21 protein-coding genes are annotated in these 19,631 nt (G+C 72.7%); 8 read left to right on the top strand and 13 right to left on the bottom strand.

Annotated elements, in window-relative coordinates:
* Positions 1 to 15: 15 nt before the first annotated feature.
* Positions 16 to 666 carry a TetR/AcrR family transcriptional regulator gene (locus AC0I8G_RS05150; protein WP_471728976.1) on the bottom strand — a complete coding sequence of 217 codons (651 nt, stop codon included), beginning with the start codon at positions 664 to 666 and terminating at the stop codon, positions 16 to 18.
* Positions 667 to 765: 99 nt separating this feature from the next.
* Here AC0I8G_RS05150 and AC0I8G_RS05155 point away from each other — a divergent pair, with 99 nt between their 5' ends.
* A complete protein-coding gene (locus AC0I8G_RS05155; protein ID WP_471728977.1) occupies positions 766 to 3,033 on the top strand; it encodes an MFS transporter in 2,268 nt (755 codons plus the stop codon).
* 40 nt (positions 3,034 to 3,073) lie between these two features.
* Here AC0I8G_RS05155 and AC0I8G_RS05160 read toward each other — a convergent pair whose 3' ends face one another.
* Positions 3,074 to 5,827, bottom strand: coding sequence for a molybdopterin-dependent oxidoreductase (locus AC0I8G_RS05160; protein ID WP_471728978.1), 2,754 nt, complete (start codon positions 5,825 to 5,827; stop codon positions 3,074 to 3,076).
* Entirely contained in the window at positions 5,824 to 6,648 is an 825-nt protein-coding gene (locus AC0I8G_RS05165) for an FAD binding domain-containing protein (protein ID WP_471728979.1), read from the bottom strand. Before AC0I8G_RS05165 ends, AC0I8G_RS05160 begins: the two co-directional genes overlap by 4 nt.
* Positions 6,649 to 6,671: 23 nt before the next feature.
* Here AC0I8G_RS05165 and AC0I8G_RS05170 point away from each other — a divergent pair, with 23 nt between their 5' ends.
* Positions 6,672 to 7,892, top strand: coding sequence for a helix-turn-helix domain-containing protein (locus AC0I8G_RS05170; RefSeq protein WP_471728980.1), 1,221 nt, complete (start codon positions 6,672 to 6,674; stop codon positions 7,890 to 7,892).
* A 1-nt stretch (position 7,893) separates the two neighbouring features.
* Here AC0I8G_RS05170 and AC0I8G_RS05175 read toward each other — a convergent pair whose 3' ends face one another.
* Genes AC0I8G_RS05175 through uraD form a run of 4 tightly spaced genes read right to left on the bottom strand, consistent with a single transcriptional unit; the run spans position 7,894 to position 10,091 of the window.
* Entirely contained in the window at positions 7,894 to 8,388 is a 495-nt protein-coding gene (locus tag AC0I8G_RS05175; RefSeq protein ID WP_471729220.1) for a nucleoside deaminase, read from the bottom strand.
* Positions 8,385 to 9,287 (bottom strand): factor-independent urate hydroxylase, encoded by a 903-nt coding sequence (pucL, locus tag AC0I8G_RS05180; RefSeq protein ID WP_471728981.1) that lies wholly within the window; start codon positions 9,285 to 9,287, stop codon positions 8,385 to 8,387. The genes AC0I8G_RS05175 and pucL overlap by 4 nt, the downstream gene beginning before the upstream one ends.
* Before the next feature lie 4 nt (positions 9,288 to 9,291).
* Positions 9,292 to 9,612 carry a hydroxyisourate hydrolase gene (uraH, locus tag AC0I8G_RS05185; RefSeq protein WP_471728982.1) on the bottom strand — a complete coding sequence of 107 codons (321 nt, stop codon included), beginning with the start codon at positions 9,610 to 9,612 and terminating at the stop codon, positions 9,292 to 9,294.
* Positions 9,609 to 10,091, bottom strand: coding sequence for a 2-oxo-4-hydroxy-4-carboxy-5-ureidoimidazoline decarboxylase (gene uraD, locus AC0I8G_RS05190; RefSeq protein WP_471728983.1), 483 nt, complete (start codon positions 10,089 to 10,091; stop codon positions 9,609 to 9,611). Before uraD ends, uraH begins: the two co-directional genes overlap by 4 nt.
* Before the next feature lie 176 nt (positions 10,092 to 10,267).
* Between uraD and AC0I8G_RS05195 the strand changes: the two genes are divergently transcribed.
* Positions 10,268 to 10,828, top strand: a complete 561-nt coding sequence (locus AC0I8G_RS05195) for a nucleotidyltransferase family protein (RefSeq protein ID WP_471728984.1) — start codon at positions 10,268 to 10,270, stop codon at positions 10,826 to 10,828.
* A gap of 68 nt (positions 10,829 to 10,896) precedes the next feature.
* Entirely contained in the window at positions 10,897 to 12,276 is a 1,380-nt protein-coding gene (locus AC0I8G_RS05200) for a nucleobase:cation symporter-2 family protein (RefSeq protein WP_471728985.1), read from the top strand.
* Positions 12,277 to 12,279: 3 nt separating this feature from the next.
* On the opposite strand, the gene AC0I8G_RS05205 is transcribed toward AC0I8G_RS05200, so the two are convergent.
* The 3 genes from AC0I8G_RS05205 to AC0I8G_RS05215 are packed head-to-tail and all read right to left on the bottom strand — an operon-like array spanning position 12,280 to position 14,152.
* The gene (locus AC0I8G_RS05205) at positions 12,280 to 12,999 is read right to left on the bottom strand and encodes a hypothetical protein (RefSeq protein ID WP_471728986.1); all 720 of its coding nucleotides are present in this window, start codon (positions 12,997 to 12,999) and stop codon (positions 12,280 to 12,282) included.
* Positions 12,996 to 13,523: an RNA polymerase sigma factor gene (locus AC0I8G_RS05210; protein ID WP_471728987.1), complete on the bottom strand. Its 528-nt coding sequence runs from the start codon at positions 13,521 to 13,523 to the stop codon at positions 12,996 to 12,998. The genes AC0I8G_RS05205 and AC0I8G_RS05210 overlap by 4 nt, the downstream gene beginning before the upstream one ends.
* Positions 13,524 to 13,567: 44 nt before the next feature.
* Positions 13,568 to 14,152, bottom strand: a complete 585-nt coding sequence (locus tag AC0I8G_RS05215; protein ID WP_471728988.1) for a hypothetical protein — start codon at positions 14,150 to 14,152, stop codon at positions 13,568 to 13,570.
* Between the two features lie 87 nt (positions 14,153 to 14,239).
* On the opposite strand from AC0I8G_RS05215, the gene AC0I8G_RS05220 reads away from it, so the two are divergent.
* Complete coding sequence (locus AC0I8G_RS05220) at positions 14,240 to 14,536, top strand: hypothetical protein (protein WP_471728989.1); 297 nt, start codon at positions 14,240 to 14,242, stop codon at positions 14,534 to 14,536.
* A gap of 40 nt (positions 14,537 to 14,576) precedes the next feature.
* Positions 14,577 to 15,143, top strand: a complete 567-nt coding sequence (locus tag AC0I8G_RS05225) for a cysteine hydrolase family protein (protein ID WP_471728990.1) — start codon at positions 14,577 to 14,579, stop codon at positions 15,141 to 15,143.
* 1 nt (position 15,144) lies between these two features.
* Here the strand turns inward: AC0I8G_RS05225 and AC0I8G_RS05230 are convergent, their stop codons facing one another.
* Positions 15,145 to 15,363: a DUF4287 domain-containing protein gene (locus tag AC0I8G_RS05230; RefSeq protein ID WP_471728991.1), complete on the bottom strand. Its 219-nt coding sequence runs from the start codon at positions 15,361 to 15,363 to the stop codon at positions 15,145 to 15,147.
* Between the two features lie 287 nt (positions 15,364 to 15,650).
* Here AC0I8G_RS05230 and AC0I8G_RS05235 point away from each other — a divergent pair, with 287 nt between their 5' ends.
* Complete coding sequence (locus tag AC0I8G_RS05235) at positions 15,651 to 16,166, top strand: GNAT family N-acetyltransferase (RefSeq protein ID WP_471728992.1); 516 nt, start codon at positions 15,651 to 15,653, stop codon at positions 16,164 to 16,166.
* A gap of 2 nt (positions 16,167 to 16,168) precedes the next feature.
* Here AC0I8G_RS05235 and AC0I8G_RS05240 read toward each other — a convergent pair whose 3' ends face one another.
* Positions 16,169 to 17,209 (bottom strand): GGDEF domain-containing protein, encoded by a 1,041-nt coding sequence (locus AC0I8G_RS05240; protein WP_471728993.1) that lies wholly within the window; start codon positions 17,207 to 17,209, stop codon positions 16,169 to 16,171.
* A 111-nt stretch (positions 17,210 to 17,320) separates the two neighbouring features.
* Here AC0I8G_RS05240 and AC0I8G_RS05245 point away from each other — a divergent pair, with 111 nt between their 5' ends.
* Entirely contained in the window at positions 17,321 to 17,695 is a 375-nt protein-coding gene (locus tag AC0I8G_RS05245; protein WP_471728994.1) for a DUF427 domain-containing protein, read from the top strand.
* A 45-nt stretch (positions 17,696 to 17,740) separates the two neighbouring features.
* Here AC0I8G_RS05245 and AC0I8G_RS05250 read toward each other — a convergent pair whose 3' ends face one another.
* Entirely contained in the window at positions 17,741 to 19,585 is a 1,845-nt protein-coding gene (locus AC0I8G_RS05250; protein WP_471728995.1) for a glycoside hydrolase family 15 protein, read from the bottom strand.
* Positions 19,586 to 19,631: the final 46 nt, after the last annotated feature.

Below are 19,631 nucleotides of genomic sequence, written 5' to 3' on the forward strand. Positions count from 1 at the left end.
CCCCCCCGCGGGGGGTCAGGCGGGGTGGGTGACCGGGGCCGTCCACAATCCGACCATCGCGTCGACGACACCGTCGGCGGTCTCGGACCAGCTCGCCCGGGGGGTGGGGCTCCCCTCGGCGAGCGCGGTCTCGCGGTCGGCGAAGACGTGCACCGAGAGCAGCCGCGACATGGCCGCGCGTTCCTCCCGGACGGGTTCCGGCAGGTCGGGCAGGCAGGCCGTGAAGCCCGCGACGGTGCGGCTCAACGCGTCGGAGCGCAGCGCGTGCTGGACGTACAGCGCGTGACGGCGGGGGTCGGCGGCGAGCTGGGCGGACAGCCGGGCCCACCAGGTCGGTGAACCGAGCGACTCCAGGTGCTCGGCCATCGGCCGGAAGAGGCAGTCCACCCAGTCCCGGATGTCTGTGGACCCCGCGACACGGTCGGCCATCGCACCCCGGAGGGCGTCGATCGGCGTGGTGTGGCGCTCGACGATGGCGGCGACGAGGTCGCCCGTCGTCCCGAAGTGGTAGCCGACAGCGGCGTTGTTGCCCTGTCCCGCCGCCGAACTGATCTGCCGGTGCGAGACACCGTCCAGACCGTGCTCGGCGAAGAGCCGTTCGGCGGCCTCGATGATCGCCGTCCGCGTGGCCTCACCCCTCGAGGCGTTCCGCACCGCTGGTCCCACCGTCTCCCCCTCTGGTCCTGCTCGCCCCTTGCGACGACCATTGTCGCCGTGCTCAACTAAGTCAAGCATCTGACTTAACTCGACGACCGAAGGACCCCGATGTCCGCAGCAGCACCCGTCGCCGCCTCCCCCGGCCACGCCGAACGCCCCGTCGGCGTGATCGTCGCGATCCTCGCCCTCGGCGGCATCTCCGTCGCCCTCATGCAGACCCTGGTCATCCCGATCGTGGGTCAGCTCCCGGTCTACCTCGGGACCTCGGCGTCCAACGCCTCCTGGGCGATCACCGCCACGCTGCTCGCCGGCGCGGTCGCCACCCCGATCGCCGGCCGCCTCGGCGACATGTTCGGCAAGCGGCCGCTGCTGCTCGCGAGCATCGCCGCGATGGTGATCGGTTCGGTCGTGTGCGCCCTCTCCGACAGCCTCACGCCGATGATCGTCGGCCGGGCCCTCCAGGGTTTCGCCGCCGGCGTCATCCCGCTCGGCATCAGCCTGATGCGCGACATCCTGCCCGCCGAGAAGCTGGGGCCGGCCACCGCGCTCATGAGCGCCTCGCTCGGTGTCGGTGGCGCCCTCGGTCTGCCGGCCGCCGCGCTCATCGCCGACAACCTCGACTGGCACTGGCTGTTCTGGGTCGCCGGCGGGCTCGGCGCGATCGTGTTCGTGCTCGTCCTGACCCTCATCCCGTCCGCGTCCGGTGCCCGCGGCGGACGGATCGACCTGCTGGGCGCGGTCGGCCTGTCCGTGACCCTCGTCGCGATCCTGCTCGGCGTCTCCAAGGGCAAGGACTGGGGCTGGGCGAGCGGCGAGACGCTCGGTTGCCTCGTCGGCGGCGCCGTCCTCGCCGTGCTCTGGGGGATCTGGGAACTGCGCAGCCGCGAACCCCTCGTCGACCTGCGCACCACCGCCCGCCCGCAGGTCCTGCTGACGAACCTCGCCTCCGTCGCCCTCGGTTTCGCCATGTTCGCGATGTCGCTGGTGATCCCGCAGATCATCCAGCTGCCGACGCAGACCGGTTACGGTCTGGGGAAGTCGATGCTCACCGCCGGCCTCGCGATGCTGCCCGGTGGCCTCGTCATGATGGTGACCGCGCCGATCTCGGCGAACGTGACCCGTCGCCACGGGCCCAAGGTCAGCCTGATGATCGGCGGTCTCGTCGTCGCGATCGGCTACGCCGTCGGCGTGTTCTTCACGGACGCGGTCTGGCAGCTCTCGATCGTGACCGGGATCATCGGCGCCGGCGTCGGTTTCGCCTACGGCTCGATGCCCGCGCTCATCATGTCCGCCGTCCCGGTGCGCGAGACGGCCTCCGCGAACAGCTTCAACACCCTGGTCCGCTCCATCGGTTCCTCCGTCGCCAGTGCGGTGTCCGGCGCGGTGCTGGCCTCCTCGGCCGTCGTCGCCGGTGGCGTGGCCATCCCGGCGGAACGGGGTTTCAAGACCATCCTGATCGTCGCGTCGGGTGCTGCGCTGCTGGCCGTGGTCATCGCGGCGCTCATCCCGCGCGCCCAGCCCGCGACGGCGGCACCGGCCGCCGTGGACACCACTCCGACGGAACCCGCGCCCCGGGAACCGTCCCCGGTTCCGCAGCAGCGGCCCACCCCGGCCCTCGCGGTGCGCGGCAACGTCACGACCGGGGGTTCCCGACCGTTGGCCGGGGCCGTCCTGACCCTCACCGACTCCGCCGGCCGCCAGGTCGCCCGCGGAACCTCCACCGAGAACGGCGCCTACGAACTCCCCGTCCCCACCGGCGGCACCTACCTCCTCATCACGGCGGCCGGGCACCTGTCCCCGCACGCGACGCTGGTCGCCGTCGGGAGTTCCGCGCTGACCCACGACGTGACCCTCGCCGGACGTTCCGCGCTCACCGGACGGGTGCTGCAGGAGAGGTCCGGGGTCCCCGGCGCCCTCGTCACCCTGACCGACGTCACCGGCCGGGTCGTGGGTTCCACCACGACCGACGCGGAGGGCGGGTACACGTTCGACGGGTTGTCCGGCGGCACCTACGTGCTCACGACCCGCTCCGGTCGGAGCCGGCCGACCGCCCGTTCCACCGAGGTCGGGGACGACGAGGCGCTCGTCGTGGACCTGCTCCTCAGCAGCGGCGGCCGGGTGACCGGGACCGTGACCGCCGGCGCGGGTTCCACCGCCCACGCCGGCGCGACCGTGACCCTCGTCGACGCGACCGGCCGGGTCGCGGAGGTCACCACCACCGACGTCGACGGCCGCTACGAGTTCAGCGACGTCGCCGGCGGGAACTACACCGTGACGGCCTCGAGCTGGGAACCCGCCACCCGCGGTGTCCGGGTCGACGACGGACTGCCCGCCGACGCCGACCTGCACCTCGGCGGGACCACCGTCCGCTCCTGATCCCCACCGACCCGTGATCGTGCTGGGAGTCCCAGCACGATCACGCGTCGGGGGTGGCTCGCCAGACGCGGTCGGCGGACATCGGGAGCTCGAACAACCGGACGCCGATCGCGTCCCGGATCGCGTTCGCCAGAGCGGGGGCGACGGGGTTGTAGGGCGCCTCGCTCATCGACTTCGCCCCGAGCGGGCCGATCGTGTCGTAGGTGTCGGCGTAGCGGACCTCGGTGTCGGGCAGGTCGTCGATCCGGGGGACGTAGTACTCCCGCAACGACACCGTCGGGCTCCGGCCGTCCGGCCCGACGCGGACCTCCTCGAACAGCGACGACCCGATGGCCTGCGCGACACCGCCCTCGACCTGACCCCGCAACTGCACCGGGTTCAGGACGGTCCCCGCGTCGACGGCGTGGACGGAGCGCAGGATCCGCACCTCGCCGGAGTCGACGTCCACCGCGACGCGGAAACCCTGGACGTTGAACGCGACGGAGCGCAGCGCCGCGTCCTCATCACCGTGGGCCTCGGGCGCTGAACCGTTGCGGCGCAGACCCTCCGCGTGCAGTTCCGGCAGGGTCACCGACCGGCCTTCGCCGCTCGCCGCCGCGGGGCCGAGCTCCACCTGCCGCACTCCCACTCCGAGCAGGTCGGCGGCGAGCGTCCGCACCTGGTCCGCGACCTGCTCGCACGCCGACAGCAGCGCCTTGCCGGCGACGACGGAACCGGCCGAGCCGAACGCGCCCGTGTCGTGCCGCGTGACGTCGGTGTCGCTCTGGCGCAGGCGGAGACGGTCGGCGGTCGTCCCGAGGGCGGAGACCGCGATCTGGTGGTGGACGGTGCTCGTCCCGTTGCCGAACTCGGCCGTGCCGACGTTCAGCTCCCAGGTCCCGTCCGCCAGCAACCGCACGCTGGTGTCGGCGAAGTGCCCCCGGGGCGGGGTGGTCGCGATCATCGACAGCGCCATCCCGGAACCCGTCCGCCACTGCGGACCCTCGGGGGCGGGTTCGCCGTCCCGGCTCATGCCCTCCTCGACCAGGTCGAGGCACTGGTCGAGTCCGTAGCTGCCGTAGCGCAGACCGTCGTCGGCCTCGGACCCGTCGGAGGGGTAGGACGTCACGACGAACGGGTCACCGGGCACCACGACGTTGCGCCGCCGCAACTCGTAGGGGTCCATCCCGAGCTCACGGGCGAGGTCGTCCATGGCCGACTCGAGGCCGAACACGACCTGCCCCAGTCCGTAACCGCGGAACGCGCCGGAGGGGACGGTGTTCGTGTAGACGGCCTGCGCGTCGACCCGCTTGTTCTCGCAGCGGTAGGTCGCCACCGTCTCGTGGCAGCCGTGGAACATCACCCCGGGCGAGTGGTTGCCGTAGGCACCGGCGTTCGACAGCACCTCCAACGCCAGGGCGGTGAGGGTTCCGTCCTGCGTGGCCCCCAACCGCACGGACACCCGGAACGGGTGGCGGGTCGGCATCGCCGAGAGGGTGTCCCCGCGGGTCGTCTCGTACTGGACGGCGCGTCCCGTCCGCAGGGTCGCCAACCCGACGAGGTCCTCGACGAGGAGTTCCTGCTTGCCGCCGAAACCCCCGCCGACCCGGGCGGCGAAGACCCGGACCCGGTCGGGCTCCAACCCGAGGATGCGGGCGAGTTCGTCGCGCACCAGGAACGGCACCTGGGTGCTGGCCCGGACGACCAGCCGGCCGTCCTCGTCCAGCCACGACACTGCCGCGTGGGTCTCGAGGGCGACGTGGGAGACGCGCTGGGTCTGCCAGGTCCCCGACACCGTCACGTCGGCCCGGGCGAGGGCCAGGTCAACGTCCCCGACCCCGCCGTGCAGTTCGGCGACGACGTTGCGCTGCGGGTCGCCGATGCGGGAGGCCGTGGCGTCCTTGTCGCCGTGGACCAGGGGTGCGCCGGGTTCCCGGGCGAGGGCCGGGTCGAACACGGCGGGGAGTTCCTCGTACTCCACGACGATGCGGCGCAACGCCTCCTCGGCGATCGTCAGGTCCTCGGCGACGACGGCCGCGACGCGTTGCCCGACGTGGCGGAGCACCGGGTCGAGGATCAGCGTGTCGTCCGGGTCGTCGAGGCGGTTCTCGTGCCGGCCCGTCGAGAACAGCGTCTGCGGGACGTTCTCGTGGGTCAGCACGAGGTGGACGCCCTCGAGGGTCTCGGCGGCCGCGGGGTCGATGCGGGTGATCCGGGCGTGCGCGTGCGGACTGCGCAGGACGGCGACGTGCAGGACGTCGCCGGGCACCTCGTCCGGGCCGCCCGGGACGTGGTCGAGGGTGTAGCGCTCCGCGCCCGTGACGACGCGGCGACCCGCGGGGGCACCGACCCGCTCCCCCACCTTCCCGCTGGTGGGCAACGGTTCCAGGTCGCCGCCGGTGATCGCCTCGCGGATCGCGCGGTACCCGGTGCACCGGCAGAGGTTCCCCTTGAGGTGCTCGGCGAGGTCGGCGCGCTGGGTGTCGTCGAACGCCGAGGCCGTCACCACCATGCCCGCGGTGCAGAAACCGCACTGGAAACCCGCGGCGTCGACGAACCGCTGCTGCACGGGGCTGAGCGCCTCCGGCGTTCCCAGTCCGGCGACGGTGGTGATCTCCCGGTCGGCCGCGCGCAGCGCGGGGTAGAGGCAGGAGTGGACCGGGCTCCCCTCGACCAGGACGGTGCAGGCGCCGCAGTCGCCGGAGTCGCACCCCTTCTTCACCTCGACGTGCGAACTCTCCCGCAGGAGCGTCCGCAGGCACTGCCCCGCCCGGGGTTGGACGTCGCGGGTCTCCCCGTTGACCACGAGCTTCACGAGAGTTCCTCCACGATCTCGGCGGCGAAGCGCAACGTCGTCGCCCGGCGCCAGTCGGGGGCGCCGTGGACGTCGTCGAACCACCCCGGTCCGGCCTGGACCCGCTCCTCGACCTCGGCGACGAGGGTCCGCGGGTCCGGGACGGAGGGGTGGGAGAACACCAGCGGGTGCGGGGTGGACGCCGTCACCGTGAGGGTGAACCTCCCGTCGAGCTCGCGCCGCCCGACGACCAGCGACGCCGAGCGTCCGAGCCGGGCCAGCGCCACCCGGCGGAACGCCGTCGTCGCGCGCAACGCGCCGGCGGGCAGGTCGATCGCCCGCAGCACCTCACCGGGTTCCAGCGCGGTGCGGTTGTCGCCGGTCACGAACTCCGCGACCGGCACCCGGCGGACCCCGCCGTCGGCCGCCCAGAGTTCCGCGACCCCGTCGAGGGCGGCGGTCAGCGACGTCATCGCCCCGGCCGGGAGGGCGGCGCAGACGTTCCCGCCGACGGTCGCGACCGAACGCACCTTGTACGAGGCCAGCAGCGCCCGGGTGCACTGGCGGAACAGGACCCGCGCGGTCCAGTCGGGCGGGACGGGGATCGACTCCAGGGCCCCGACGGGGCAGGTGGCGGCCAGCCGCAGGCCCGCGTCGGTGACGGCGAAGGGTTCCCAGTCCAACGTCGTCAGGTCGACGAGGGTCCGCAGGTGCGGCTGCGGGAGGGAGAACAACCACGTCCCACCGGCCAGGACCGACGTCGCCGGGTCGCCGTCGTGGGCGCGACGCAGCGCGTCGCGGTCGCGGACGGGGATGATGGTCTCGATCGTGTTCAGGTCCATGGGCTGCTTCCGGAGGTGCTGGCGTGCGGGTGGCCGACCTCTCCCGGGGCGACCTCGGGTTGCGCTGGCTGGGCGGGTCGCAGGCGTCCCTGGACCGCCCGGTGACCGGGACGACCACCGTCGACCTGCGCGACCCGGGCCGCTACGTCGCCGTCGGCCACCTCGTGCTGACCGGGTTGGCCTGGCGCCGCGACGCCGACGACAGCCCCGCCTTCGTGGCGTCCGTCGAAGCCGCGGGCGCGTGCGCCCTGGCCGTGGGCGAGGGACTGCTCGGCGAGGTGCCCGCGGACGTCGTCGCCGCGGCGGAGGCCGTGGGGCTGCCGGTGTTCGCGGTCCCGGCCGAGACCGCCTTCCACCAGGTGAACGCGTTCGTCGACGCCGCCGTGGGCCCGCGCGACGACACCGTGCAGCGCCTGCTCGCCGCACTGGCGGCCGGCCGTGGGCTGTCGGAGGTCGTGGGCGGGCTGCCCGGGGTGCGGGTGCTGTCCGCGACCGGCCGGCTGCTCGCGGGCGGTCCGCTCTCCGAGGACGAGGTCGACCTGCTCTTCGCCCTGGCTCCGCCGGGACGGCCGGTCGGCGACGGCCCCGCACCGTGGCGGCTGGTCGCCGACGGCCTGCCGGAGGTGACCCTCACGGCGCTGGCCGGGGTGCTGGCCCTGCACCGACGGCTCCCGGAGAACCCCGCGGCACCGTCCGGAGCGGTCCTGGGCGTCGTGGCCGAGGAACTCGACCTCGTCCTGGACGCCCTCGCGGACCGGGCGCACGTCGTCGTGGACGGCGTCGTGCTCACCGAGGACGTGGACCTCCTCGAGCGACGACTGCGCCGCACGGGTCGCCCGCTGGTCGTCGGGGTCAGCCGGGCCGTCCAGGACCGGGCCGAGGCGGTCGCCGGAGCCCGGCGGGCGCTGCGCTCCGCCCAGGGCCGACCGGGCCCCCACGTGGAGCACGACCGCGACACCGGCGGCGTCGAGGACCTGCTGCGGTCGGTGCCGGTCGAGGAGCGGCGCCTGTTCGCCCAGCGCGTCCTCGCCGGGGTGCTGGACGACCCCGACCTGCTGCTGACGTTGCGGACGCTGTTGCGGGAGGGCCGCTCGCCCACCCGCACCGCTGCGCTGCTGCACGTCCACCAGAACACCGTGCGCTACCGGCTCGGCCGTGTCGAGTCGCTGCTCGACCGCGACCTGCGCGACGTCGACGACGTGGTGGACCTGCAGGTCGCGCTGGGACTGCTGGACCGGAGCTGAGTCAGTAGTCGACACGTTCGACGCTCGCGAGCCAGGCGTCGAAGGGCGCGGGCGAGTTCCCGTCGCGCTGCTGGACGACGGGGACCGACCACTGCGAACGCGGGGTGTCGAACAACTCGTAGAACGCACGGTCGTCGAACCCCCCGCGCGCCGCGTCGTCCCGGTCGGCGGCGAAGAGCACGCGGTCCACGCGCGACCACAACGCGGACGCCAGGCACATGGGGCACGGTTCGCAGCTGGAGTACAACGTGCACCCGGCGAGGCTGAACGAGCCGAGTTCGAGGCAGGCCGCGCGGATCGCCTGGACCTCCGCGTGCGCGGTCGGGTCGTTGTCGCGGGTCACGCGGTTCTGGCCCCGCGCGAGGACGACGCCGTCGCGGACGACGACGGCCCCGAAGGGACCCCCACCGTCGGCGACGTTCCGGACGGCGAGGTCGACGGCGAGGTCGAGGAACCCCTGGTCGCCCACGCGTCGTCCCGTGCGCTGCCCCGTCACTGCTGCCACGCGAGCGGAGCGGGCGGGGCGTCGTCGCGGGCCACGACGGCCTGGATCAGGCCGTAGGGGCGGTCGTCGGCGTGGAACACCTCGCCGGAGTTCTGGACCCCGAAACGGGCCAGGTCGTAGAGGAAGTGGTGCTTGTTCGGCGCCACCAGCCGGACCTCCGCGACGGCCGGGACAGTCTCGATCGCAGCTTTGCCCATGAGCCACAACGTCTGCTGGAGGGCCTTGGAGTGCACCGTCGCGAACTGGGTGACCATGGCGGCCTTGACGGCGTCGTAGGCGGCGTCGAAGTCGAACCCCTCCTGCAGGCAGGTCGCGTCGTAGCGCCAGGTCGCGACCAGCGAGGTCGCCATCACACGGTCCTCGGTGGGTTCCAGCGTCGTGTACTCGTCGACCATGAAGTCCTTGAACGTCGACCCCGTGGACTTGAGCAGCGTGAACTCCTTGAGCCCGGCGACGACGTGGGTCTCCTGCTCGGACTCCTTGCCGGACACCGTGATCGCGGCGGTGCGGACCTCGCTGCCGGAGCGCGTCCAGCTGTGGTCGTGCTCCGCGCCGTTCACCGTGGCGCGGGTCCACAGGTAGGAGTCGACATCGATGCGGGCGCCGCTGACGGGTTCCACGTCGTCCACGAAGTGCCGGGCCAGGTCGAGGGCGTACCCCTCGACGCTGGCGATGCCCTTCTCCTTGGCGTAGGAGTACATCGTGTTCTTCTGCGTGTCCGTGGGCAGGACCTTCGTCTGGTCACCCGTGAGGTAGGCGTCGGCGAAGTCGCCGCGCAGGGTGGAGGTGACGTTGAGGTCGACGATCTCGTGGCGCGGGGTGTCGCGCTGGAACCGCACGACGCGGTTCTCCGCCTTGCCGTACTGGTGACCCGCCAGGTAGACGGCCATCGTGTCAGCTCCCTCGGTAGGTGGAGTAGGCGAACGGTGAGAGGAGCAGGGGGACGTGCAGGTGGGCGCGGTCGGCACCGACGGAGAAGGCGACGACGACCTCGGGGTAGAACGTCTCACGACCGGCGGCGGTGAACCAGGGCCCGGTCCGGAAGGTGAGCCGGTAGGTTCCCGGCGCGAGTTCCTCGGCCAGGCGGGCGCGGCCGTCGTCGTCGGTGGTCCCGCTCGCGACGAGGGTTCCGTCCGCGTCGGCCAGCACCACCGACATCCCCGCGGACGGGGTTCCGGTGACGGCGTCCAGGACGTGCGTCGAGAGGCTGGTCACGACTCCACCAGCCGGGTCAGGCGGAGCCGGGTGATCGCGGCGAGCTCCTCGCGCAGGACCTTCCGCTCGGTGTCCGGGTCGTTGTCGAGGCGGGAGTCCAGGATCGCGAGGAGTTCCTCGGCGCCCTTGCCCGCCGCGCAGACCAGGTAGACGTGCCCGAACTTCTCCTCGTAGGCCCGGTTCCCCGTCGCGAGCTCGTCCAGCACGTCGGAACCGGCGGCCAGCGCACCCGCCTGTTCACGTCGGGAGTCGGCACTCTCGGAGCGTTCCCCGATCCGGGGGTGCGCGGCCAGGGCGACGTCGACGTCGGCCTCGGAGGTCGCGGCGAGTTCCTCGTCGGCGATCTCCAGCAGGCTCGCCAGCGATCCGAAGGGGCGTCGCGCGGCCGTCCGCGCCGCCCAGGCCGGCGCGTCGCAGCAGGTGCGCAGCAACTCCTCGCAGCGCGCCGTCCCGGCGTCGTCGAGCTCACCGATGCCCACGGACCCTCCCCCTCTCCACGTTCCTGCGACCAGTGTCACCTGCGCGACGCCCGGCGCGCAGCCTCCGGGGCACCAACGTTCCCAGCCCACCGGGACACGGGTTTGGACGAACCTCCAGAACCGACCCCGACCCACCCGCGCGGGGAAACCTGACGGAAACATGGTTCGATCCGCGGGTGGGTGTCGTGGGGATCGTGCTGGCCGCGGGGGCGGGCCGGCGGATGGGTGCGCCCAAGGCCCTGCTGCATCACCCCGACGGCCGGACGTTCGCGGCGGCGACCGCCGAGCTGCTGCTGGCGGCGGAGTGCGCGTCCGTCCTGGTCACCCTGCGCACCGGGCAGGAACTGCCCGTCGGGGTCGTCGCGGTCGAGGTCCCGGACTCCTCCCGCGGGCCCGGGGCCGGGTTGGCCCGGGCGTTGCGGCACCCGCTGGCCCGACAGGCCGAGGCGGTGCTGGTCACCCTGGTCGACCTGCCCGGGATCGACGTCGCGGGGGTGCGGGCCGTGCTCGCGCACGCCTCGCCGACGGTGCTGGCGCGGGGGGTCGAGCGCGGACGTCCCGGTCACCCGGTGCTGGTCGGCCGCGCGCACGTGACCCGCGCCCTGGAACTCGCGGACACCGGGTCCGGTCTGAACGCGCTCTTCGGTGAGATCCCGTGGACGGCCGTCGAGGTTCCGGGGGCGGCTGCGGACGTCGACCACCCCGAGGACCTCCCCCCCGGAACGCGGTCCGCGTAACACACTCTTCACACGCGAGTTCCGCGCAGCCTGTTCCGCCGCCGGTGTTCGCGTGCCAGCGTGCTGTGATGGTGAGCGAACTGCGGCTTCAGCACGGCGTCCACCCGGTCGACGAGGTCCCGCCCCTGCGGCGGCTCGCTCCTCTCGGGTTGCAGCACGTCCTCGCGATGTACGCCGGCGCCGTCGCGGTGCCGCTCATCGTCGGCGGGGCGATGATCTCGGCCGGGCGGATGTCGCCCGACGACCTCGCCCACCTCATCGTGGCGGACCTGTTCGTGGCCGGGATCGCGACCATCGTCCAGTCGGTGGGTTTCTGGCGGTTCGGGGTCCGGCTGCCCCTGATGCAGGGCTGCACCTTCGCCGCCGTCGGCCCGATGATCACCATCGGCACCCAGCACGGGGTCGCCGCGATCTACGGTTCGGTCATCGCCTGCGGCGTGTTCATGGTGGTGCTCGCCCCGGTGTTCTCGAAGCTCCTGCGGTTCTTCCCGCCGCTGGTCACCGGCACCGTCATCCTGCTCATCGGGTTGTCGCTCATGAGCGTCGCCGCCGGCTGGGCCGGTGGCGGAACGGGCACCGCCGACTTCGGCGCCCCGTCGAACCTGCTGCTCGCGCTGTTCACCCTGGTCGCGATCCTGCTCGTCGAACGTCTCGCACCGCCTGCCGTCGCCCGCGTCGCGATCCTGCTGGGGATCGTCGTCGGAACCGTCGTCGCCGCGGTGGCCGGCAAGGTCGACGTGACCGGGGTCGGTGACCAGGCGTGGTTCGGGATCTCGACGCCGTTCGCGTTCGGCGCCCCCTCGTTCCAGGTGGGTTCCGTCATCGCGATGTGCGTCGTCGCGCTGGTCATCATGACCGAGACGACGGGCGACGTGCTGGCCATCGGTGAGATCGTCGACCAGCGCCTCGAACCCCGCGACATCGCCGACGGACTGCGCGCCGACGGGTTGTCCACCGTCCTCGGCGGGGTCTTCAACACGTTCCCCTACACGGCGTTCGCGCAGAACGTCGGGCTGGTGAGCCTGTCCGGGGTCCGTTCCCGCTACGTCGCGACGTTCGCGGGCGGGATCCTCGTCGTCCTGGGCCTGGTGCCGAAGCTCGGCGCCGTCGTGGGTTCCGTTCCCGTCGCCGTCCTCGGCGGGGCCGGGGTGGCGTTGTTCGGGATGGTCGCGGCGAGCGGCATCCGAACGCTCGCGTCCTGCACGCTGGACAGCCGGGCCCTGCTGATGATCGCCGTGGCCCTCGGCGTCGGTTTGCTGCCGACGGTCAACTCCGGCATCTACGCCCGGACCCCCGACTGGTTCCAGACGATCTTCGACTCCGGCATCTCCTCGGGGGCCATCGTCGCGATCGTGCTGCACCGGATCCTCTGCACGAGCACGCACACCCCCGAGGAGCAGGCCCGCGCCGCGGCCGAGGTGGCCGGGGTCGCGACGCGGAGCCACTGAACCTCAGTTCGTCGCGGTTCTCGACAGACGACCCTGGTGGACGAGCCGTCCCTGCCGATCGAACGCCGCCCAGGTGCTCTCGTCGAGATCGGTCGCCTTCGCGACGGGCACCGGCGTCCACCAGTACCGGTCGATGAACGCGGCCTCGAACTCCCGGCCGTCCGGGGTCGACACCACGACGCGGGCGTCGTCGGTTCCGCGGAGTCCCAAGACCGAGGCCGTGGCGGGGTCGGACTCCCCGACACCGACCCAGCTCACGTCGGCCTGGTCGTCGGGTCGATCGTCCGAGATCAGCACGCCGACGCGGCCTCCGACGCTGCCGGCGTCCAGGGAGGCGCAGAACCACGTCCCGCCACCCGCGACCTGGTAGAGCACACCTCGACCGTCGACGCTGGTCGCGCCCGCGAGCGCAGTGACGACCGCGAGCTGAGGGCTGTTGCGCGGACACTTCTCGGCGAGGGAGGTCAGGGTCGACGGGTCCACCACCTGCGCCCGGACCGGGCCGGCCGGCTGCACGGACAGGGGGTTCGCGGCAGGGTTCCACGTCACCGCGATGACGACGGCGGCCGCGGCCGCGAGACCGGCGGCGACACCACCCCCGATCCGGCGCCGACGACGGCGAGCGCCGACGAGTTCCCGGTTGCGCGCCCACTGGTCCTCGGACGCGGACCCGTGCGGGGCGGCGACCGCGTCGAGGCGCTGCTGGAGTTCTTCTGCGTTCACGAGCGGTCCTCCAGCAGGTTCGCGAGCGCCGCCTGGGCGCGGGAGATCGTGGACTTGGCGGTGCCGACGGGCACGTCGAGCGCGTCGGCGACCTCGGCGACGGGGAGGTCGAGCCAGTAGCGCAGGACGAGGGCCTCGCGGTGGCGGGCGGACAGCTTCCCCAGCGCGGTGCGGAGTTCGTCGACCTGTTCGGCGGCGACGACGGTCTCCTCGGCGGAGGCCGCGGTGCGGGGCACCTCGCCGGGGGTGCGACGGACGACGCGCAGGTGGCGGAGCCGGGAGGTGGCGAGGTTCGCGGTCGTGCGCCGGACGTGGGCGAGGGCAGCGGCGGGGTCGCGCAGTCGCCGTCGGTGTTCGTGGAGGCGGACGAACGCCTCCTGGGCGACGTCCTCGGCGTCGTCGGCGCCCAGCAGCTGCGCGAGCCGGACGGTCGCGCGGAAGTGCCGGCGGAAGAGGTCCTGGTACCGGGCCTCGGGGTCCCGCTCGACGGTCGCCTCTGCGGGGGCGTCGCTGACTGCTCTCACACCCTCAGGACGCTTCAGGAGGACGAACGTTCCACACCAGCGCTTCAGTAGTCGGTGGAGACGCGCCCCTGGCCGACGAGGCGGCCGTAGCGGTCGTAGGCCGTCCACCGGCTGTCGTCGAGGAGGGACTGGTCCGCGACGTGCACGGGGGTCCACCAGTACCGGTCGAGGAAGATCGCCTGGTACTGCTGGCCGTCGGGGGTGGAGACGACGACCCGGGCGTAGCCGGCCTTCCGGGGTCCGAACAGCGAGGCGTCGAAGGAGCCGTCCTGGTTCTTCACCCACCCCCAGAGGACCTGCCGGCCCAGGGAGTCGACCTCGACGCGGTTGTCGACGCTGCCCGCGGCGAAGGCCACGCAGAAGTGCGTCTCGCCGTCGGCGAACCGGTAGAGGGCGGACGTCGCGAGGGAGCCTTCCCCGCCGGCGAGGACGGAGTAGGGGTCCGCCCGCTGCAGTTCCCAGACGCACTGCCCGGCCGTCGTCCGCAGGGTCGCGGGCTTGGCGACCTCGGCCTGGGGCGCTCGCGTCGCCTCGGCGGGGAACGCGTTCCCGAGCGGCGACCACACGGCGACGGCGGCGGCGATCGGGACCACGGCGGCGCTCACCACCCCACCCAGCCGTCGCTTCACCCGGCAACGGTTCCACACCGGCTCAGGTTCTGGCGCGTCGATGCCGACACCGGGGACGACTCACCCGTTCGGCCCAGAGGAGCAGCCATGAGCCAGACCACGACGCTCGCCGTGATCGGCGGCGCCGCCGCGCTCGCCTCCGCCGTCCTCGGCCTGGTCCAGCACCACGACACGGCTCCCGCGCATGCCGCTCCGCGACCGGTGGCGCCGGTCGTCCTGCACCTGGAGCACCCGCTGTACCTACCGGCGCTCCCCGAGCAGGGCATCCTCGGTCCCAGCGACACCCCCGGTTCCGGCGACGTCCTCGGGCCGTGGAACGTCGTCCCCCCGACGGGCGCTGCGCCCTTCGTCGTCGCCCCGCACGCGGTGATCCGTCCGCTCTGAGGGGTTCCGCCCGCCCCGCGGGGAGTCCTAACGTCGTGCCGTGACGACCCTGCCGGACCGCTCCGAGACCGCCCTGCTCGTCATCGACGTCCAGCAGGGGGTGATGAGCGCGAGCGTGGACACCGAGAACGTCGTCGCGAACATCTCGCGCCTGCTCGACCGCGCCCGCACCGACGGTGTGCCCGTCGTGTGGGTGCAGCACTCCAGCGAGGAACTCCCACTGGGGTCGGAACAGTGGCAGTTCGTGTCCGAGCTCGTCCCCGACCCGGCCGAACCCGTGGTGCACAAGCGCTACGGCGACGCCTTCGAGGACACCGACCTCGAGGCCGTGCTGGCGCGACGCTCCGTCGGCCGGTTGATCGTTACGGGGGCGCAGTCCGACGCCTGCATCCGCTCGACGCTGCACGGCGGTTTCACCCGCGGCTACGACGTGACCCTCGTGGGCGACGCCCACACCACCGAGGACCTCGGCGAGTGGGGCGCGCCCCCGCCGGAGCAGGTCATCGCGCACACGAACCTCTACTGGAGCTTCCAGAGCGCCCCCGGCCGCACGGCCGGCACGGTGTCGACCGCGGACGTGGAGTTCGGCGCGCCCCTCGCCGTCTGACTCAGGCGTCCTCGGCCGGGGTGGCGGCCACCAGCGCGTTCGCGTGGCCGTGGCCCATGCCGTGCTCGGTCTTCAGCCAGGCGACGAGTTCCATGTGCTTGACCCCCGGCTGCTCGGCCCTGCGCTCACGCAGCGCCTGCTGCCAGTGCGCGACGGGGTGGCCGTACTTCGCCTCGATGGCGGGGAAGTAGGACGGGGGGCCCTTGACGGGTTCGGGCACGGTCGGCTCCTGTCGGTTCGTGGTCTCTGCGCTGTGCAGACTCGTCGCCGCACCAGGACTCATCGCCGATGATGCCGTGCGCGTCACGCGGGCGTGGTTGCACCTGTGGGTGTGACGAAGGGGTCGCCCCGGCACCGGATGCATCTCACCCACACCTCACTCCACGTGGTGACACCGATGGGTGCGCCCTCCGCGGGACGGGACCGCACGCCGCGGGTCCGCCCCGCGGTCGCCCGTGGAACGGAAACTCCTCGACGGGTCAGTACCCGGTCTGCTCGAATCTCCGCGTGCTCATCAGATCCGAGGAACGCCGGGACCACGACGCCGTCCGCGACGTCCACCTCGCCGCGTTCGGCGACCACGGCGTGAAGGTCGCCGAGCTGACCGACGCGCTGCGCGCCGGGAACCCGGTCTCGCTCGTCGCGGAGGTGGACGGCGCGGTGGTGGGTCACGTGATGGTCGGTCGCAACCTGCTCGACGCGCCACCGCGCCTGGTCGACGTCGGGGTCCTCAGCCCGCTCGGCGTGCTGCCGCAGCACCAGCGCCAGGGGGTCGGGAAGGCCCTGGTGGCGGCGGCGATCGAGGCGACCACGTTCCCGTTGCTCTTCCTCGAGGGGGATCCCCGGTACTACTCGCGGCTGGGGTTCCGCGCGGGTGCGGACCTCGGTTTCCGGCGGCCGTCGCTGCGGATCCCACCGGCCGCGTTCCAGGTCGTGCTGCTGGAGGGCCACGAGGAGTGGATGACGGGGACCCTCGTCTACGACGCGGTGTTCTGGCGCCTGGACGCCGTCGGGCTGCGCTGAGCTCAGGCGGCGCGGGCGAGGCGGTCGCGGCCGGCCCGCTTCGCCTCGTACAGCGCGGAGTCGGCACGGGCGTAGAGGTCCTCGGCGCGGGTCACCCCGAGGGTCATCGACGACAGCCCGGCGCTGATGGAGAGCGGCACGACGACCCCGCCGGGCAGCTGGAGGGGCGTGCGGCGGACGACGTCGACGAACGCCTGGGCGCGACGGGCGGCGGTCTCGGCCGTGCAGTCCAGCATCAGGACGGCGAGCTCGTCCCCGCCCATCCTGGCCACGACGTCGCCGTCGCGGCAGCAGCCGGTCAGCAGGTTCGCGACGTGGGCGAGCGCCGCGTCCCCGCCGAGGTGGCCGAAGGTGTCGTTGACGGCCTTGAACCGGTCGAGGTCGATGACGACGAGGGCGGTGTTCCCGGTGGCGCGGACGGCGGCCTCGGTGGCGGAGTCCAGGACCCGGCGGGTGACGAGTCCGGTGAGGGAGTCGACGCCGGCCTGGAGCCGCAACTGCTCGACGAGCCGTTCCTGGGTGGCCCCTGCCCGGGTGAGGACACCACCGACGAGCAGCAGCAGGACGGTCAGGTAGGCGTAGTCGGTGACGGCCTGGTCGACGGGCAGGAACGTGAACACGACGACCGCCTCGCCCGTGAGGGTGGCGACCATGACGACGAGCGCGCCCGCGAACCGGAGCTGCGCGGCCGCCCAGACGACCGGGACGACGAAGAAGACCTGGCCGGTGACCCCCGCGTCGTGGCTGAGCACGTCGAGCCACACGACCGCCCCCACCCCGGCGAGGGGAGCGAGGACGACCAGCGGCGCCGTCCGTTCGACCGGCAGGCTCAGCAGCACCGCCGACAGCGCGCCCAGGCCGAGCAGGGCGATGATCTTGGCGGAGTGCAGTCCGCCCATGGTGGTGGCACCGGAGACCAGGCAGGTCACGATCGTGGTCATGAGCGCGACGGCCGCCCACAGGCGGGCCGAGCGCGGGTTCCGGGCACTCAGCGACCACAGCAGGGCACCCTTCCGACCGACGGTGCGGGGAGTTGAGTCCACGTTCCGGTATCGGGCACCGGGTCCGACGTCTCAACCCCCGGTGACGAACTTCGTCCTTCCGGAGCAGTGGCGCGGCGGAAGAGGGCGGCTCGCCCGGGAGTTGCCCTGGACATGAGCACCCGCCAGCAGAAGGTCCCCGGACCCGACCACCCCATCACCGTGACCCCGACGTCCGGGCGCGTCGTCGCGCGCGTGGGCGACACCGTGGTCGCCACCTCGACGTCGGCGCAGACGCTGCAGGAGTCGACCTACCCTGCCGTGCAGTACCTGCCGCTGTCCGACGTCGACCCGGCCCTCCTGCGCAAGACCGCCACCACGTCGTGGTGCCCCTACAAGGGTGAGGCGTCGTACTACTCGCTGATCGTGGGCGGTGCGGAGCTCACCGACGTGGTCTGGACCTACGAGGACGCCTCCCCCGCGGTGGCCCCGATCACCGGCCACGTGGCGTTCTACCCGGACCGCGTCTCGGTCACCGTCGAGGACTGATCCACGGGCCCCTCGGCTCACCCGAGCGGAGGGGCCCGCAGCTCGTCAGGACTGGGCGGGGACCTCGCCGCCGAGGGTCTCCTCGACCCCGTCGGACACGTCGTCGCTCACCTCGTCGCTGCGTCCGCCGCCGTCACCGCTGGTGAGGTGGTGGGCGGCGACGACGAGCGGGAAGTGGCTGAAGGCCTGCGGGAAGTTGCCGAGCTGACGCTTGGAGACGGGGTCGTACTCCTCGGCCAGCAGCCCGACGTCGTTGCGCAGCGACAGCAGGCGGTTGAACAGCGCCCGCGCCTCCTCGGTCCGGCCGATGCCGTGCAGGGCGTCGACGAGCCAGAACGAACAGGCCAGGAAGACCCCTTCGGTACCGGGGAGCCCGTCGCCGGACTCCTCCGTGCGGTAACGCATCACGAGCCCGTCCTGGGTGAGGTCGCGCTGGATCGCGTCGACCGTCGCCACGACGCGCGGGTCGTCGAAGGGCAGGAAACCGACGCGCGGGATGAGCAGCAGGCTCGCGTCGAGGTTGTCGGAACCGTAGGACTGGGTGAACGTCCCCGTCGTCGGGGAGACCCCGTTGGCGAGGACGTCGGCGCGGATCTCGTCCCGCACGCGACGCCAGCGCTGCACCGGTCCGGGTAGGCCGAACTCCTCGACGCTGCGCACCATCCGGTCCGCCGCGACCCAGGCCATGACCTTGGAGTGGGTGAAGTGGCGGCGGTCGCCGCGCATCTCCCACAGACCGTTGTCGGCCTCCTGCCACCGCGCCTCGAGGTGGTGCATGAGGGCCTTCTGCAGGTTCCACGAGTCGTCCTCGCGTTCCAGGCCGGCCTGGCGGGCGAGGAAGAGGCTGTCCAGCACCTCTCCCCACACGTCGAGCTGCAGCTGGCCGGCGGCCTCGTTGCCGATGCGGACCGGGGAGGAGCCCTCGTAGCCCTTGAGCCACGGCAGTTCCATCTCGGGCAGGCGCCGGGTGCCGTCGAGGCCGTACATGATCTGCAGGTCGCCGGGGTCGCCCGCGACCGTCCGCAGCAGCCAGTCGCGCCAGGCCCCGGCCTCCTCGACGTGGCCGGAGAGCAGCATGGCCTGCAGGGTGTAGGTGGCGTCGCGCAGCCAGCAGTACCGGTAGTCCCAGTTGCGGGTGCCCCCGATCTCCTCGGGCAGCGACGTCGTGACCGCGGCCACTATTCCCCCCGTGGGGGCGTAGGTCATCGCCTTGAGCACCACCAGCGACCGCGTGACGGCCTCTTCCCAGTGCCCCTCGACGGTCTCCGCCTGGTTCCAGTCCCCCCAGAAGTCGAGGGTGTCCTGCAGTGCGTGGAAGGGGTCCGGGCGGTGCGGCATCTTCTCGTGGCTCTTGCCCCACGTCAGGACGAACGGGACGCGCTCACCCTCGGTGATGACGAAGTCGGAGACGGACGTGAGGTCGCGTCCCTGGATGTCGGTGGTGCTCCAGAACCAGACCGAGTCCGGGCCGGCGACGGCCTCGAGCTCGTCGCCGCGCCGGCGGACCCACGGCACGATCGACCCGTAGTCGAAGCGGAGGGCGAGCTCGGAACTCATGCGGACCTCGCCCTCGAGGCCCTCGACGATGCGGATGACGTCGGGGTGGTTGCCGCGCGGCGGCATGAAGTCGGTGACGCGGACGGTGCCGTCCGGGGTGTCCCACTCCGTCTCCAGGATCAGCGAGCTGCCGCGGTAGCGGCGGCGGCTGCACGTGGCCCCACCGACGGGTCCCAAGCGCCAGCGTCCCGCGTCCGGGGTGTCGAGCAACGCGGCGAAGCAGGCCGGGGAGTCGAACCTCGGGAAGCAGAGCCAGTCGATCGATCCGGTGCGGTCGATCAGCGCGGCGGTGTGGAGATCACCGATGAGCGCGTAGTCCTCGATCCTGGCCATTGGTCCATCCTCCCCCGAGCGGAGCACCCGGATGGACACAGGGCCC

The sequence above is a fragment of the Kineococcus sp. AC630 genome (genome assembly GCF_979255925.1).

Bases quoted from the DNA above. Each gene is read 5' to 3' on its own strand.
- AC0I8G_RS05165 (WP_471728979.1), bottom strand. From the start codon at position 6,648: ATGGACCTGAACACGATCGAGACCATCATCCCCGTCCGCGACCGCGAC.
- AC0I8G_RS05220 (WP_471728989.1), top strand. From the start codon at position 14,240: ATGAGCCAGACCACGACGCTCGCCGTGATCGGCGGCGCCGCCGCGCTC.
- AC0I8G_RS05200 (WP_471728985.1), top strand. From the start codon at position 10,897: ATGGTGAGCGAACTGCGGCTTCAGCACGGCGTCCACCCGGTCGACGAG.
- AC0I8G_RS05245 (WP_471728994.1), top strand. From the start codon at position 17,321: ATGAGCACCCGCCAGCAGAAGGTCCCCGGACCCGACCACCCCATCACC.
- pucL (WP_471728981.1), bottom strand. From the start codon at position 9,287: ATGGCCGTCTACCTGGCGGGTCACCAGTACGGCAAGGCGGAGAACCGC.
- AC0I8G_RS05250 (WP_471728995.1), bottom strand. From the start codon at position 19,585: ATGGCCAGGATCGAGGACTACGCGCTCATCGGTGATCTCCACACCGCC.
- AC0I8G_RS05155 (WP_471728977.1), top strand. From the start codon at position 766: ATGTCCGCAGCAGCACCCGTCGCCGCCTCCCCCGGCCACGCCGAACGC.